Here is a 15,213-nt window from a genome sequence, read left to right on the forward strand (position 1 = left end):
GGCGAAGGCGAAGTAGGAGAACGATGTTCGATTCGAGGCAACGCAGGCAGCGGTACCGCCCGGCCGTCGTCGCCGTCGTCCTGGCGGTCTCGGCTGTCACCTGGTCGGCCACTGGATGTTCGGCGAGCCTGGACCGGCTTCCGCTCCCGGCGCCGACCGTCGAGGGCTACCGGTTGACCGCCACTTTCGCCAATGCGCTCAACCTGCCCACCAAGGCCAAGGTCCGGCTCAACGGCGCCGATATCGGCCAGGTGGAATCGATGCAGGCCGAGAATTACACGGCCGTGGTGGCGATGCGTATCCGATCGGGGGTGCTGCTGCCCGCCGGCACCACCGCCGAACTGCGCTCGGCCACGCCGATGGGTGATGTCTTTGTGGCACTGACACCCCCGGCGCACCCCGAACTCGGTGCCCCGGCACTCGGTGACGGTGCGAGTATTCCCTTGCCGGCGACATCGGCGGCCGCGACAATCGAAGAAGTGCTGACGAAGGCATCGCTGCTGGTCAATGGCGGTGCAATCGAGAACGTGACGAGTCTGGCCAACAGTCTCGGGCAGTCGGTCGGTGGGCGGGGCGATCGGCTTGCCGTCATGATCAGCCAGACCCGCGATCTGGTGAACAATCTGGCGGCCCGCTCGGACCGTGTCCGCGAGATCCTGGCGACCGCCGGTGATCTTAGCGCGACGGCGGCCGCACAGCGCGGTGATATCGACGACGCGATGTCGGCGGCCGGACCGGCATTGCAGGTCGTGGGCGACAACACCCAGCAGCTGGTCGATCTCACCGGGCAGGTGAACCGAATCGCGCAGGAACTCGCCACGTACCCCTCGATCAACGGGACCAGCGACCGCAGCATCGTCGAGACCGTGAACATGCTCGCCGCCGGATTGAACGCCGCCGCCACCGATCCCGGCGCCGATCTCGACAACCTGAACAGCATTATTCCGATCATCCTGAAGGTCACCGACGCCTCGTCGGCGCACGTGACCGTCGATATCGTTCGGCTGGCGGCGGGCGCGGTCGCCGATCCGAACACTCCCGCCGATCCCGGCGCCCGGCTGCCCGACGGGTCGGATTGGACCAACTTCATCGGTTCGCTGAGCTACACACTCAACCGGTTGAAGAACAAAGTGGAGACGCCGCGATGAGGAAGATTTCCGTGAGTGCCGCGCTGGAACCACCGGCGCGAGTGGTGGTGTTCACAGCCCGCCAGCTGTCCCAGCATCGCATCCTGACCTCGTGTGTCGCGCTGCTGCTGGTGCTGATCCTCGCCGTCGGATATCTGCTGCTCGGCTCGCTCCAGATCAACCCGATGCGATCGAATTACCAGGTACGGATCGCGCTGGCGCAATCCGGCGGTCTGCTTCCCGGCCAGGACGTCACCCTGCGCGGCGTGCGGATCGGGCGTGTGCGCTCGGTGGACGCGGACAGCCACGGGGTCGTCGCGGTCGCCGCCATCGACTCCGGTACCCGGATTCCGGTCAGCACGCACGTGCGGGTCGCATCCCTGTCGGCCGCCGGTGAGCAGTACCTCGATTTCCACCCCGAGTCCGATGCCGCACCGTATCTGTCCGACGGCGCTCTGGTCGACCAGCGCAACACCTCGACCCCGACCACGTTGGCCGGCCTGCTGGGCAGCCTCAACGGCACCCTGACGCAAGTCGACCCGGCGAAGGTCGAAGCCATCGTGCGCGAGCTCGGCGTCAGCTCGGCCGGGCCGGACAAACTGGCGGCGGTCGTCGACGGCGGCATGTTCATGCTCTCGACTCTGGATTCGGTACTGCCGCAAACGGCTTCGCTGCTGCACAACAGCAAGGCGGTGCTCACCATCCTGGGCGAGACGGCGCCCGGGCTGCAGTCGACCGCTCAGAATCTGTCTGCGACCATGGCGGGAGTCTCGACGATGACCGGTGGTTACGAGGCACTTCTCGGCAACACCCCCGGCGCTCTCACCGCAGTGGATTCGATCATCGCCGATAACTCACCGACCATGGTGGAGCTGCTCGGCAACCTCACCACCACCTCGCAGATGGCCTACGTGCACTCGCCCGCACTGCGGGAGTTCTTCTTCCCGCAGCAGCGCGCGGGCTCGACCCTCGATGCGATCGGCACCGGCCTGCACGACGGCGCCGCGTGGGCGCTGGTGAGCGCGTACCCGAAGTACTCGTGTGACTACGACCTGCCCCGGCTGCCGGGCTCGATTCCGAACTATCCGGAACCGTATCTGACCGCACGGTGTACCGATCCGGACCCGTCCGTCCTGCCACGTGGCGCCGCGAACGCGCCCCGCCCGCCCGGCGACAATACGGCCACCGCGCCGCCCGGTGCGGATCCCCGGCAGCGCGCCGATCCCACGCCGAGAGGCCCGCGCAGCTACGACGGTGGGCCGGCGAGCCGGGGCAATGTGCCGCCGCCGAAATGAAACGGCCGACTCGCGGTGTGTCGTCACGGGTTCTCAGATGCTCTCCGAAAAGCTTGGTGCGATGAACTGGCGAATCATGTCGTATTCGGTCTCGGGGTCCTTGATCGGCCAGCGCCACAGCGCGAAAACCACCCGGATGAGCCATTGCGCCGCCGCGGGCTCACGTAGGGGGCGGCCGAGCATCTCCTGGGCCAGCCCTTCCACGATCGTCGATTCGATGAGCCACTCACCCTCGTGCTTGTTCATCATCGAGTTCATCATCATCGGGCCCAAGGGGTCGGACCGGATGCGCTCGAGGGAAACGGCGATGGCGGTGACGATGCGCTCCGTGCCGTCGAGATGATCAATGCTACTTCTGACCAGCTCGACGATCCGGGCGGAAAACAGTGTGAGCACGACTTCGCGAATCGCCGCTTTACCGCCCGCGTGACGATAGATGGTGGCCGGCGAGCAATGGATCTTCCTGGCGAGCGCATCGATACTGAACTTGTCGAAACCGTCGCGCGCGATGAGTTCGGCCGCGGCGGCGTAGATACGCTCCGACGCCTCTCTGCCGCGGTCACGCCCGATCAACCAATCCCTGGACGTCACAATCCCACCAACCCTTCTGAGTTGCGCGTCCTCCGTACCGGTCAACGCTGCACAGTACAACCCGGATTCGCACGGCTATCCGCTTTCGGGCCCCTATGTGAGTGCCTCGACGATGGCGGTGACCTGAGGCGCCAGTGCTGGTGTAAGGGGTTGTTTCCCGAACCCTGAAGCGGCCCAGTAGCGTACACCGTCGCCGACGAGCACCTGTGCGATGCGCGCGGCCCGCACCACGTCGAGACCGGGAGGGAGCTTACCGTCGCGTTGCGCTTGCCGGAAGGGCTCCAGGAACAGGTAGGCGAGCTCGGCCTCGGTGGCGCCGCCGGCGAGTGCGCGCCGCTCGAGCCGATAGGCCTCGAGTACGGTCTCGAAGACCAGTTCCGGGGGATAGATGCGGGCTCCTCGTTCGAGGGTTTCGATGACGGCGGTGATGACATCGATCAGCTCGTAAGGGCCGGAGACCACAGCTTCGGCGGCGTGGTGGGCGTCGTCCATCGTCAGAGTCTCGGCCTCGAGCAGGACATCCTCGCGGCGCGCGAAATACACGTAGAAGAGCGCTTTGGACACCCCCGCGGCCTTGGCGATGTCGGTGACCGTGGTTTCGGCGAATCCTTTGGTGCGCCACAGTGCCATCGCCGCCTGGACGATGGCCTCCCGGCTGGCCTGCGAGCGCGCGCGCACCGGAACAGTGCGTTTCTGACTACCGTCATCGCTGGATTTGGTCGAAACATGGTTCATATCAACGATTCTACCTCAAGCAAAACATTGACTACCGTCAGATTGGCTGCGATGCTTGAGGGACGTCGTGGCGCGGCGGCGTCTATTCGCTGATCGGGTGCACTCCTGACGGGAGAGAACCGTTGCAAGCTTTGATCGAGAACGAGGATCCGGTGGTGAGCACGAATCTTCGTGCCCAGCAGGCCATTCTGTGGTCCACGCCGGTGATCGCACTGGCCCTGCTGGTGCTGTTCGCCGCATTTCCCGGCTTCTTTCCCCCGATGTCGCCGAATATGACCGCGGCGCAGGTGGCACAGTTCTACGCGGACAACACCGCGTTGATCCGTTTCAGTCAGGTCGGGTTCAACCTGTTCGGTGTGCTGATCGTGCCGTTCTTCGTCCTGATTATGGGCCGGATGACGCGCATGGGCGGCCAGAGTCATATCTTCGCGTTCTCGTATCTGGGAGCGATCGTCGCCGGCGTCACCTTGTTCGCGTTGTCGAACATCGTCTTCGGCGTCGCGGCCTTCCGGCCCGATCGGGGTCCGGAACTGGTGCAGACACTCAACGATCTGGCCTGGATCCTGTTCATCGCGCCGATCGGAATGCTCGTAGCGCAGTTCGTATTGCTGGCTCTGGCAGTGCATTTCGACGATGGGGAGCAGCCGGTTTTCCCGAAATGGGTCGCAGCCTATTCGCTGATCACCGCGGTGGCGATGGCGCCGTCGGCGGGCGCGGCGGTATTCCGGGACGGCCCGCTGGCCTGGGACGGTTTCATCTCGTTCTGGTTGCGCAACAGTGCCTTCGCCGCTTTTGTCGTGGTGATGTTCTTCGTCGTGCGCGCGGCCCTGCAACGCGAGGCCCGGGACGAAGCGGGTGTGTCGTGACCACCACACCGCGTCCCCCGGTGGATACCGGCGCCGGGATTCGCACGCGCGGAAGCGGACTCGACGTGTGGATCACGTACTGGACCTTCGCCGTCTTCTACGCGGTGCTGTCGATCCGCGTCGTCTTCTTCGGGCGGGCGACTCCGCCGCCCCAGCCCGATGTGACCGATCTGCAGGTACAGCAGTGGTTCGACAAGCATCACCTGGGCATTCAGATCGGTTTCGGCGTGCTGCTGGTCCTCGCGGGTGGGGCCGCGGTGTCCAACGGCATCATCGGCTACTTCATGAAGCGGATGTCGTCGGGGCCGGTGCTGGCATATGCCTACATCGCCGGGATGGGAGTCGGTGCGGTCCCAGGATTCCATCTGCTGCTGGTGTGCTGGCTGACGGCCATTTTCCGGCCGGGCCGCGATCCCGCGATCCAGCACATGCTCTACGACTTGGGGATGTTGTCCTACAACGGCTCGCTGGGCTGCTTCACTGCCGCCTATACCGTGCTGGCCATTGCCATTCTCTACGACCGCAACCGGGTATTTCCGAAGTGGTTTGCCTATATTTCGGTATGGCAGGTCGTCACCGAGGTCTTCGCGACCCAGATGTGGGTGTTTCACTCGGGTGCGTTCGCCTGGAACGGAATGATCACCTTTTACGTGGCGATCATCGTATTCGCGCTGTGGGTGGGGTGTCTGCTGCCGATTCTGCACAACGCCTCCCGCGCCGAAAACGGCAGCGCCCGGCCTCTCTACGCCGGAAAGGGGGTGGCCTGATGACCGTCTCGGATGAAGAGCCTTCGGTCGGGAAATCGGTTGCGCCGAAGGATATCCCGCGCGCACCCCACCTGCCCGGTGATCCGGACATGTGGGTGATGGTGCTCGGTGATCTGTTCTTCTTCGGCTGCTATTTCGTCGTCTACATGGTCTTCCGGGCCAGGTCGGCGGCCGACTTCGCGGCCGCGCAACAGCATCTGAATCTGAGCATCGGTGTCGGAAACACCATCGTTCTGCTCACCAGTTCCATGTTCGTCGCCCTCGCCGTGATCTCGGTCCGGCAAGGTGCCGTCGCGTCCGGGCGCCGGCTGCTGGCGGCGGCCGGCGGGTGTGGCGTGGTGTTCGCGGTGCTAAAAGTGTGCGAGTGGTATCTGGAGATCTCCCGGGGGCATACCGTCGGTACCGAGTTCTTCAGTTTCTACTACGCGCTCACCGGAATTCACCTGGCCCATCTGCTGCTGGGCATGCTGATCCTCGGCATCGCGGGCCGCGAACTACGCAATTCCTGCCGACCTCGGGTCGGCCTCGTCGAGCAGGGTGCGGTGTTCTGGCACATGGTCGACCTGCTCTGGATCGTCATCTTCGCCATCGTCTACCTGATGAGGTGACCTCGTGGTTTCACTCACCGATACCAGTGACCCGGCACGCCACCGTCGCGACAAGCGATTGATCATCTACTCCTGGGCGGCCCTCACGGCGATCACCGTACTCACCTGGCGTCTCGCGCCGGGCCCCCCCGAAGCTCATGAGACCGCGGGCGGCAAAGGACTCGTCGCCGCGATCGTCGTCCTCGGGATGATCAAATGCCGCGTGATCACCTACTCCTTCATGGAGGTCCGGCGTGCCCCGCGCTGGCTCGGGATCGTCACCGATACATGGCTGGTCATCGTGTGGGTGGTCCTGCTCGGCATCTACCTCTATTGAATGCGGTGCGGTCATAAAGCGGATCGCAAGCAAGGGAAAATTGATGTTCTTGCGATTGAAGAGTGATATTCTCGCTCAACGAGACATGCTCCAGAGCAGTCAGTGGGGCGCCTCGCTGGGTCGTTCGCGCCCGGAAATCTTCGGGAGGAATCGATGGTCGATATCCAGGAGTCTGTCGCCGCGAAAGCGGGCCCGTGATGGCCGCGCCGTCTGTGCCCGCGGACGGGGTCGCTGGGCGGTCCGCTGTCGGTGAGATCGGGGAGTGGGTCGCCGGGTACTTACGCCGGCATCCTGGAGCGTCGCTGGAAACCGTTGGGGGGCAGTTCGTCCTGGGTGTGCGCGCTGTCCAATATCTGATCGCGGACATCGCGAGAGGGCGCTTCCCGTTTCGGGAATTCGTCCAGCAGGCGGTGTTCATGGCCAAGACCGCCTACGTCCCGACCGTCGCGGTTGCGCTGCCCATCAGTGCGACGATGTCGATCCAATTCGGGCTGCTGGCCGGTCAGGTCGGGGCGACATCACTGGCCGGCGCCGCGGGCGGTCTGGCCGTGATACGCCAGGCCGCGCCATTGGTCACCGCAATACTGCTGGCCGCCGCCGTAGGGGCGGCGATCTGCTCGGATCTGGGCGCCCGGAAGATCCGGGAAGAGATCGACGCCATGGAGGTCATGGGAGTATCGGCCCTGCGTGCGCTCGTCGTGCCACGGCTGGCGGCTTGTGTCGCGGTGGCCATCGGACTGACGGGACTGAGTGCTTTCGTCGGATTCCTCGCTGGATACCTGTTCAACGTCTACATCCAGAACGGCACGCCGGGAAGCTATCTGGCCACCTTCTCCTCGTTCGCACGAGTCGGCGACCTGTGGCTGGCGATGGTGAAGGCCGTGGTCTTCGGCACCATCGTCACCATCGTCTCCTGTCACAAGGGGCTGACCACTAAGGGCGGTCCGGGCGGCGTCGCCAATTCGGTCAATGCCGCAGTCGTGGCCACCATCATTCTGTTGATGCTGGTGAACGCCGGCTTCACCGAGCTGTACACGATCCTATTTCCGAGAACGACCCTCTGATCGCGTGCGTGAGGCGATCAGCCAGCTGAAACAGCCTGGGCGACAACGGTTGAGCACATGACGATGGGCAGGACAATGGACAAGACCGCAGTCGTGAACGCCGACGAGGGTGACACAGTGGTATCGGCCGAATCCGATGTCGCAACGGCCGAGGCGATCGAATCGAGTGAGGGCGCGGCGCGGGCGGCGGAGCCATTCGAGGGCAGTGCGGTAGCGACGTGGCGCAGGAGGCTGCCGCGGCCGGTGACCACGGTGCTGATCGTGCTGTTGGTAATCGCGATCGCGGGGTGCGTCGTGTTCGGATCGAAGTTCCGCACTCTGCACAATCGCGAGGATGCCGGCCGCGCGGCATTGGCTGCGGCGAAGGACTACGCAGTCGCGTTGACCAGTATCGACTTCGCCCACCTCGACGCCGACACCGCGACCGTCTTGAACGGCGCAACCGGCGAGTTCGAGGTCATGTACCGCCAGTCCGCTGATCAGCTGAAACCTCTTCTGTTGCAGGCAAAATCGGTAAGCAAAGGCCGTGTGGTCGCCGCGAGCGTCCAGTCCGAGTCCGAGAGCCGCGCGGTGATCATGCTGTTCGTCGACGCCGAGATCACCAACGTGACGAACCCACAGCCCCGTCTCGACCGCAACCGCCTGCTGATCACCATGGATCGTGTCGGCGGGCGCTGGCTGGCGAGCAAAGTCGAGCTGCCATAGACCGGGCCGATGACCAGCCGCATCCCGTCGGCCGGCTTCGGGCGACGACCTCCGCCGCCGCGCCGGGTGCTGACGTGGCAGTTCCTGCGAAATACAATGCCGAGCAACGCCGTATCATCGTCGCCGCCTTCGAGTTGTTCGCCCGGCACGGCGTCGGCGCGACCTCGTTGCAGATGCTCGCCGATTACATCGGTGTCACCAAGGCGGCGGTGTACCACCAGTTCAAATCCAATTGGCCGGCCGTCGACCGAACACGAGCAGACATCACAGGGCGAGAGCTCCCTCGCCTTCGCCATGGCGCCCGCTCTTCGCCATGGCGTGTGGAATCACCCGGTCAACGACCGGGCGAACCTACTCAACCGGATCGAATCCATTTCTCCACATCGGGTCAAGCCGTCATGGCAACCGGAACAGTCCGGCACCTGGCGTACGCTCTTTCGAGCCGCGTGAGCGAATAGCGCACGTGCTCAGGGTGGCACAAGGGCTCCGGCATTCGCCCGGTGCTTAGTCGTCCTCGTCGTGGGCGTCCGAATCGCGCGGCGGCCGGTGGCGTCGGTACGCACGTGGCCGGTGTGTACGGGCCGGGTGGGTGCAGCGATGTCGTGGTTGTGGAGGCGTTGACCGGGCATGCGGGGCATCCGGATCAAGATATGCCGACGATATCGACAAGCAGCGGGCCGCGACGGGGGTGACGATGAGTCCGGTGGATGCCGGCCCGCTGTGCGGAAAAGCCGTGTGTGGCACGGGCGCCAGCCGAGGCGGGCGGCGGCAATCTGCGAGTGGATCGACGCCGACACCTTCGCGCGCCTGGCCTGGAGCGGCGCACTCGCCGCCATCCAGGCCGCGACGCAATTCGACTGGACCTGGACCGTTGACGACCTGCCCACGTTCAGCGAACGCATAGGCTGGCAGTCCAGAAGCCCCGACTACAAGTATCCGTCCCTGACAACGAATCTCGACGTCAACCGCACCGAAGCCAGCGTGTCGGTCGATAGCACCGCCAGGCCCGATGTTCGGTGTCCGCTCCAGCAGATGTGGTTTTTCGCCAGTGACGTCGTTCTCGATGACCCTATCTGTCGCCCGGAATGGGTTGACTCGCCGATGGTCTGGTCGCCGCGCTCGCTTCCGTCTGCGGCCTGACTCGAGGGCGTGTGATCGTTGGTATTCGGAGTTCCATTCGCGGGCGTAGAGGAATTCCTCGGCAAGGATCCGGTTGTAGCGCTCGGCTTTGCCGTTGTGGGGGGCGTGTAGGGCGTGATGCGTTGGTGTCGTGCCCCGAGCAGGACCTTCGCGAAGTCGTGTGCGCGGTAGCAGGCTCCGTTGTCGGTGACGATGCGTTCGATCCGGACGATGCCGTGAGCGGCGAAGAACGCTCGCGCTCGGAACATGAATCCGATTGCAGTGACGGCCTTTTCGTCGGTGAGAGCTTCGGTGTAGGCCAGGCGGGAGTAGCCGTCGACCGCCGAGTGCAGATACGTGTATCCGGTTGTTGTGCCGCGTTTTTTGGTGCGGTCCACGGCCTTGGCTTGCACGGAGCCCTTGCCGTGGACACGCCAGCCACCGCCGTCGGGTATGCGGCCGACCTTCTTCACATCGACATGCACCATGTGCCCGGGCCGGCGGGCCACGATGGTGCGTGGTGCCCGGTTGAGCGCGCCGGTGGGGTCGATGAACCGGCGCCGGTTCAAACCCAGCCGATACAGATGCCGGGTCACGGTCCGTCGTGAGATATCAACGCCGGAGTTGTTGAGCTCGAGAGCAATCCGGGTAGCGGGCCATTTGTTGGATCGGCGCAGCGACGCGATGCGGGCCACTGTCTCGGCCGCAGTGGCGGTGGGTTGCCGACGATGGGTTCGCCGGACACCTCCGATCCGGAAATCGTCGGCGCCACTCGTACATCTCGCCGATCGGCAGCGCGTTGATCTTCGTGATGGGAATCCCGGGCCACCGGGTGGCAATTGAGCTCTTCTTTGCCCACTAAGTCAAAATTTCAGCCGGAGCCGCGGGCGGAAGCGACCGTACGGATAGGCGGACGGAAATTGGTGCCATCTTTGAGGGTCTTTCAGCGAGCGAGCGTGTCGGAGTCCTCAGGCACGCGCGAGTTCGGTTGCGCGGCAACCGGTCCTGGCGTGCTGGTCGAGACCGCCGAGGCTAGCGGGCGTCGTGTGCTCCCCGCGGGTGCGGGGATGAGCCGGAAACCGGTGGAGAAGGCCAACGAGATCACCGCGCCGAACAGCCGGACGGGCCGGCATTGCGCCACTCCCGCTACGCCACCCGCGCCACGGTCGAGGTGTGCGACCGTCCTCCGTGGAACCGAGAAGGTGGGCGAGGGGCATCGCGTCTTTCATTCGGGTTCAGGTATTCCGAGCCCTGGGCCGGTGGGGGTGGGGATGCGTTCTCCCTCGAGGTCTCGCAGCAGATTTTCGATGAGTTCGGTTACGTCTCGGTGGCCGAGATGCACGTCGAAGGCTTCCTCCATGCGCAGGAATCGCGAGATGCTCGACATCAGCAGGACGATCGCGCCGGGGGTGTAGCTATCGGACTCGAAGCGATACTCGGCCAATATCTTCGATACCGCATCGAGCTGTAGTTTCCGAAATCGCTTGGAGGACTCCGAGATTTCGGCGCGAATGGCTTTGCGATGATTGGCCAGCGCGATGAACTCCATGGTCAGAGCGGTCTGGGACTGGTCGTGAATCGCCTCCCAGAGCGCCCACAGTGGCTGCGGCGTCTTCAGGGCATCGAGCTGGCGTTGGTAGCTGCGGTCGGCGCCGCGCCGGAAGAGTTCGACGAACAGATTGTCCATGTTGCCGAAGTAGTAGTACACCAACGCCGAGTTCGCGCCCGCGCGGGTCGCCAACCGGCGGGTGCTGACTCCGGCGTATCCGTCCTCGAGCATGATCTGCTCGGCGGCGTCGAGGAACGCCGCGCGCGTGGGGGAGTTCTCTGGGTCCGCGTGGCGGCCCGGTTTCATCTGATGGCCTCCTGTGGACGCGATCCACGCCGCATCATCGCGGCACAACGGGGTGACCGCCTGCGACCACCTGTTTTGTCAGTGTACGACGCTCGATCAGCTCCCTTGACATCGCGTCGGCGAATGTGCCTGCGGCGTATGGCTATTGACATCGGCGCAGGCGCTGCCGTATATCTTAATCACTCGATTAATTAATCGTTCGATTAACCGCTTCTGAGCCTCTCGTGCGGGACCCGACCTATGAATTGAGGAGCGAATCGAATGACGAACGATCCTGTGCCCGGTTCCGGGCGCGTGGCCGTCGTGACCGGCGGGGCCTCCGGTATGGGGCTGGATATCTGCCGCGCCTTCGCCGGCCACGGTTACCGCACGGCGGTCCTCGATATCGATGGTGAGGCGGCCGCGAACACGGCGGCGGAGCTGCGCGGCACCGGCGGCGATGTGATCGCCTGCGAGGTCGATGTGACCGATCGCGGTGCGGTCGAGAAGGCGTTGGCCACGGTGCGAGCGGAATTCGGCGCGGTCGAGATCCTGGTCACCAGCGCGGGTGCGGTGGGCTTCGCGCCGTTCACCGAGATCTCGGAGCAGGAGTGGGACCGGGTTCTGGGCGTGAATCTCACCGGGACCTTCCACTGTGTCCAGGCCGCGATTGCGGATATGGTCGCCGGCGGCTGGGGACGGATCGTGACGATTTCGTCGTCCAGTGCGCAACGCGGCTCGCCTGGGATGGTCCACTACACCGCATCCAAGGGCGCCGTCGTCGCGATGACGAAGGCCCTCGCACGCGAGTACGCGGCCCGCGGCATCACCGTCAACACCATTCCTCCGTCGGGCATCGACACCCCTATGTCCCGGCAGTCGCAGGCAGCCGGACATCTGCCCGACAACGCGACCATGGCCAAGGCCATCCCGGTGGGCCATCTCGGCAGTGGTGCCGATATCGCGGCGGCGTGCCTGTTCCTGTGTTCGGATCAGGCCGGATACATCACCGGGCAGGTGCTGGGCGTGAACGGCGGGTCCGTCATATGACCACCGCCTCGCCACGGCGGCTGGCGCCGCTGCCGGCCGATCAGTGGGACGAGCGGGCCCGGAGCATGTTGCGCGGTCACGTGCGGCTGGCCGACCGGTATCTGTCCGGCCGTCCCGACGCACCGCCGATGCCCAATGTGCTCGGAATCCTGGGCCACCACACCGAATTGGCCGCTGCCTGGCTCGCCTACAACGGCGTGCTGCTCGAACAGCCCGCACTCGACCCGCGCTGTCGCGAAATGCTGATACTCCGGATCGCGCGGCGCACCGACTCGGCCTACGAATGGGCCCAGCACGTGCGGATCGGAGCCGAGTACGGGATCGGCGCGGCCCATGTCGACGCCGTCGCCCACGGTCCGGCGCACCCGCTCTGGTCGGCCGTGGACCGACTGCTGCTCACCGCCGCCGACGAACTGCTCGACCGGCATCGAGTCACCGACGCCACCTGGTCCGGGCTGGCGGCCCACTTCGACGCCCGGCAACTGCTCGAAATCCTGTTCGTGGCCGGGTCGTATCTGTGCCTGGCGCTGGTGTTCAACAGCGTCGACCTGCCACTGGACCCGGGCATGGACCGGGCCGCACCCACCCCGCCGCAGAAGGAGGAACAGCCGTGAGCGAGCGTGAACAGTCCACACCCCGCCGATGGCCCAAACCGCCCGAGGGCAGCTGGACCGAGCACTATCCCGAACTCGGCACCGCGGCCGTCTCGTTCGAGGATTCGGTATCCCCGGAGTTCTTCGAGCTCGAACGCGAGGCGATCTTCACACGCGCCTGGCTCAATGTCGGCCGGGTGGAACAACTTCCGCGCACGGGCAGCTTCTTCACCAAGGAAATCGATATCGCCCGCACGTCGATCATCGTGGTGCGCGATCGCGACGGCTCGATCAACGCCTTCCACAATATCTGCCGGCATCGCGGAAACAAGCTGGTGTGGAACGAACTTCCGCGCGCCGAGGTCTCGGGCACGTGCCGGCAGTTCACCTGCAAATATCACGGCTGGCGCTACGGACTCGACGGCGCGCTGAATTTCGTGCAGCAGGAAGGGGAATTCTTCGATCTGGACCGTGAGAACCGCGGGTTGGCCCGGGTGCACTGTGACGTCTGGAACGGATTCGTCTTCGTCAACCTCGATCCCGAACCGCGCCAGACCCTGCGTGAATTCCTCGGCCCCATGATCACCGCGCTCGACGGCTACCCGTTCGATGCGATGACCGAGTGGTACGAATTCAGCGCCGACAACAACAGCAACTGGAAATTGTTCGCCGACGCCTTCCAGGAGTATTACCACGTCCCCGGCCTGCACCCACAGCAGATCCCGGGCGCGGTCCGCACCGGGAAGGGGTTCGAATGCGCCCATTTCCAGATCGACGGCCCGCACCGGGTGGTGTCCACCGGTGGCCCGCGCCGCTGGACGCTCCCGCCCGAATACATGTATCCGATCGAACGCATCACGCGCAGTGGGCTGGTCGGTCCGTGGGAGTCGCCGGAACTGGGGGAGATGCCGCCGGGGCTGAATCCGGGAGGTGTCGATCCGTGGGGTATCGACAACTTCCAGATCTTCCCCAATATCGAAATCCTCATCTATCGCGGCTGGTATCTGCTCTACCGCTATTGGCCGACCTCCTACAACACGCATCGGTTCGAGGGCATGCTCTGCTTCCAGCCGGCCCGCAATGTCCGCGAACGCATCGAACACGAAGTCGCCTCGGTTGTGTTCAAGGAGTTCGCTCTGCAGGACGCCGGCATGCTCACCGGCACGCAGACAGCACTCGAATCCGCCTACCGCACCGCGGGTTTGACCGAATTCCCGGTGAACGACCAGGAGATCCTGGTGCGTCACTTCCACAAGGCGGTCGCCGACTGGGTCGAGGCGTACCGGCGCGGTCCGGTGAAGGTGTGATCGAGATGGCCGAGAACCTGCTGCCCTCCGCATTCGGCGAATTCGAGCGGTTCGCGCAGACCTGGTGTCTGGCAGCCGAATCCGAACGCTGGGCTCGCCGGATGGCGACACCCATGCCGGAACTGGTCGGCTTTCACGACGCCTTCCTCCCTCGCCTCGACGAGGCCATCGCCTATTGCGACAAATTTCCGCTCGACGAGCTGCCCGACGACGCGCTGAACCTGCTGCGGCTGATCTATTCGATGGTGATGGTCGCCATGGCGGTGGAGATCTTCCAGCAGCCCACACCCACCGACTGCGCCGATGCCGTGCTCACCCGCATCGCCGAGCCCATGCCGTAAGACCCACTCCCGCAGCCGTATTCGGCGCGAAGCGGAAGGAAATCCGATATGACGATCACCATCGACACACTCGGCACCGATGTCGGCGCGCAGATCTCAGGGGTGGATCGCGATCAGTTGCTCACCGACGACACCGTGGCCGCCACCATACTCGATGCCCTGGAAACCCATGGCGTCCTGGTCTTTCGAGATCTGCACCTGGATCCGGAGACGCAGGTGGCGTTCTGCCGCAAACTGGGTCCGATCGACACCGAACCCGGACATCATCCGGTCGAGGGGATCTACCGGGTCAGCCTCGACACCGGCAAGAACTCCTCCGCGAGTTATCTGCGCGCAACCTTCGACTGGCATATCGACGGCTGCACACCGCAGGACGACGCCTACCCGCAGATGGCCACCATGCTGTCGGCCAAGGCGGTCGCCGCGTCCGGTGGGGACACCGAATTCGCCTCCACCTACAAGGCTTTCGACAATTTGAGCGAGACCGAACGGGAGCAGCTGGCGGCCCTGCGGGTGGTCCACTCGCTCGAGGCCTCCCAGCGCCTCGTCACGCCGGATCCCACGCCGGAGCAACTGGCCGCCTGGCACCGCCGCCCGTCGAAGGAGCATCCACTGATCTGGACGCACAAGACGGGTCGCAAATCCCTGGTGCTGGGCGCCTCGACCGACCACGTCGTGGGGATGGATCCGGAGCAGAGCAGGCGACTGCTCGACGATCTGCTGGACCGGTGCACCGCACCCGACCGCGTCTACCGCCACGAATGGTCGGTCGGCGACACAGTGATCTGGGACAACCGGGGCGTCATCCACCGCGCGACGCCCTACGACTCCGGATCGCCGCGAGAAATGTTGCGCACCACCGTCCTCGGTGACGAGCCCATCCGATGACACACCG

General features: G+C 64.8%; 18 protein-coding genes and 1 pseudogene. 15 read left to right on the top strand and 4 right to left on the bottom strand.

Translation table 11 applies throughout. The features are described from left to right. The first annotated feature begins 23 nt into the window (after nucleotides 1–23). Both NMI01S_RS32875 and NMI01S_RS32880 read left to right on the top strand, forming a co-directional pair. The gene (locus tag NMI01S_RS32875) at nucleotides 24–1,148 is read left to right on the top strand and encodes an MlaD family protein (protein ID WP_063002645.1); all 1,125 of its coding nucleotides are present in this window, start codon (nucleotides 24–26) and stop codon (nucleotides 1,146–1,148) included. Continuing rightward, the gene (locus NMI01S_RS32880; protein ID WP_063002646.1) at nucleotides 1,145–2,422 is read left to right on the top strand and encodes an MlaD family protein; all 1,278 of its coding nucleotides are present in this window, start codon (nucleotides 1,145–1,147) and stop codon (nucleotides 2,420–2,422) included. Before NMI01S_RS32875 ends, NMI01S_RS32880 begins: the two co-directional genes overlap by 4 nt. A 33-nt stretch (nucleotides 2,423–2,455) precedes the next feature. On the opposite strand, the gene NMI01S_RS32885 is transcribed toward NMI01S_RS32880, so the two are convergent. After that, nucleotides 2,456–3,013, bottom strand: coding sequence for a TetR/AcrR family transcriptional regulator (locus NMI01S_RS32885; RefSeq protein WP_063002647.1), 558 nt, complete (start codon nucleotides 3,011–3,013; stop codon nucleotides 2,456–2,458). Between the two features lie 93 nt (nucleotides 3,014–3,106). Further along, a complete protein-coding gene (locus NMI01S_RS32890; protein ID WP_063002648.1) occupies nucleotides 3,107–3,748 on the bottom strand; it encodes a TetR/AcrR family transcriptional regulator in 642 nt (213 codons plus the stop codon). Nucleotides 3,749–3,870: 122 nt separating this feature from the next. Here NMI01S_RS32890 and NMI01S_RS32895 point away from each other — a divergent pair, with 122 nt between their 5' ends. The 8 genes from NMI01S_RS32895 to NMI01S_RS36485 all read left to right on the top strand — a co-directional run bounded on the left by NMI01S_RS32895 (nucleotide 3,871) and on the right by NMI01S_RS36485 (nucleotide 9,214). Further along, the gene (locus tag NMI01S_RS32895) at nucleotides 3,871–4,614 is read left to right on the top strand and encodes a hypothetical protein (RefSeq protein ID WP_063002649.1); all 744 of its coding nucleotides are present in this window, start codon (nucleotides 3,871–3,873) and stop codon (nucleotides 4,612–4,614) included. Beyond that, nucleotides 4,611–5,381 (top strand): hypothetical protein, encoded by a 771-nt coding sequence (locus NMI01S_RS32900; RefSeq protein ID WP_063002650.1) that lies wholly within the window; start codon nucleotides 4,611–4,613, stop codon nucleotides 5,379–5,381. Before NMI01S_RS32895 ends, NMI01S_RS32900 begins: the two co-directional genes overlap by 4 nt. Beyond that, on the top strand, nucleotides 5,381–5,989 hold the full coding sequence (locus NMI01S_RS32905; protein ID WP_063002651.1) for a cytochrome c oxidase subunit 3: 609 nt from the start codon (nucleotides 5,381–5,383) through the stop codon (nucleotides 5,987–5,989). Before NMI01S_RS32900 ends, NMI01S_RS32905 begins: the two co-directional genes overlap by 1 nt. Before the next feature lie 4 nt (nucleotides 5,990–5,993). Beyond that, complete coding sequence (locus NMI01S_RS32910) at nucleotides 5,994–6,305, top strand: cytochrome C oxidase subunit IV family protein (protein ID WP_063002652.1); 312 nt, start codon at nucleotides 5,994–5,996, stop codon at nucleotides 6,303–6,305. A 197-nt stretch (nucleotides 6,306–6,502) separates the two neighbouring features. Then, the gene (locus NMI01S_RS32915; protein ID WP_063002672.1) at nucleotides 6,503–7,369 is read left to right on the top strand and encodes an MlaE family ABC transporter permease; all 867 of its coding nucleotides are present in this window, start codon (nucleotides 6,503–6,505) and stop codon (nucleotides 7,367–7,369) included. A 57-nt stretch (nucleotides 7,370–7,426) separates the two neighbouring features. After that, the gene (locus NMI01S_RS32920; protein ID WP_157126501.1) at nucleotides 7,427–8,074 is read left to right on the top strand and encodes an Rv1363c family protein; all 648 of its coding nucleotides are present in this window, start codon (nucleotides 7,427–7,429) and stop codon (nucleotides 8,072–8,074) included. 74 nt (nucleotides 8,075–8,148) lie between these two features. Continuing rightward, nucleotides 8,149–8,532, top strand: a complete 384-nt coding sequence (locus NMI01S_RS36480; RefSeq protein WP_218021194.1) for a helix-turn-helix domain-containing protein — start codon at nucleotides 8,149–8,151, stop codon at nucleotides 8,530–8,532. Nucleotides 8,533–8,701: 169 nt separating this feature from the next. Beyond that, nucleotides 8,702–9,214 (top strand): DUF6301 family protein, encoded by a 513-nt coding sequence (locus NMI01S_RS36485; RefSeq protein WP_369689944.1) that lies wholly within the window; start codon nucleotides 8,702–8,704, stop codon nucleotides 9,212–9,214. Nucleotides 9,215–9,217: 3 nt separating this feature from the next. Here NMI01S_RS36485 and NMI01S_RS32925 read toward each other — a convergent pair. Next, nucleotides 9,218–9,921 (bottom strand): annotated as a pseudogene (locus NMI01S_RS32925) (DDE-type integrase/transposase/recombinase); the annotation flags it as partial. 497 nt (nucleotides 9,922–10,418) lie between these two features. Continuing rightward, nucleotides 10,419–11,048, bottom strand: a complete 630-nt coding sequence (locus NMI01S_RS32930) for a TetR/AcrR family transcriptional regulator (RefSeq protein WP_063002654.1) — start codon at nucleotides 11,046–11,048, stop codon at nucleotides 10,419–10,421. Nucleotides 11,049–11,309: 261 nt separating this feature from the next. Here NMI01S_RS32930 and NMI01S_RS32935 point away from each other — a divergent pair, with 261 nt between their 5' ends. From NMI01S_RS32935 to NMI01S_RS32955, 5 genes are read left to right on the top strand one after another with little or no spacing between them, the layout of a single operon-like run. Beyond that, a complete protein-coding gene (locus tag NMI01S_RS32935; RefSeq protein ID WP_063002655.1) occupies nucleotides 11,310–12,077 on the top strand; it encodes an SDR family NAD(P)-dependent oxidoreductase in 768 nt (255 codons plus the stop codon). Then, nucleotides 12,074–12,691, top strand: coding sequence for a carboxymuconolactone decarboxylase family protein (locus tag NMI01S_RS32940; RefSeq protein WP_063002656.1), 618 nt, complete (start codon nucleotides 12,074–12,076; stop codon nucleotides 12,689–12,691). The genes NMI01S_RS32935 and NMI01S_RS32940 overlap by 4 nt, the downstream gene beginning before the upstream one ends. Further along, a complete protein-coding gene (locus NMI01S_RS32945) occupies nucleotides 12,688–13,977 on the top strand; it encodes an aromatic ring-hydroxylating oxygenase subunit alpha (RefSeq protein ID WP_063002657.1) in 1,290 nt (429 codons plus the stop codon). Before NMI01S_RS32940 ends, NMI01S_RS32945 begins: the two co-directional genes overlap by 4 nt. Nucleotides 13,978–13,982: 5 nt before the next feature. Continuing rightward, entirely contained in the window at nucleotides 13,983–14,318 is a 336-nt protein-coding gene (locus NMI01S_RS32950; protein ID WP_063002673.1) for a hypothetical protein, read from the top strand. A 48-nt stretch (nucleotides 14,319–14,366) separates the two neighbouring features. Beyond that, nucleotides 14,367–15,206: a TauD/TfdA dioxygenase family protein gene (locus NMI01S_RS32955; protein WP_063002658.1), complete on the top strand. Its 840-nt coding sequence runs from the start codon at nucleotides 14,367–14,369 to the stop codon at nucleotides 15,204–15,206. Nucleotides 15,207–15,213: the final 7 nt, after the last annotated feature.

Source organism: Nocardia mikamii NBRC 108933, assembly GCF_001613505.1.
GTDB lineage: Bacteria > Actinomycetota > Actinomycetes > Mycobacteriales > Mycobacteriaceae > Nocardia > Nocardia mikamii.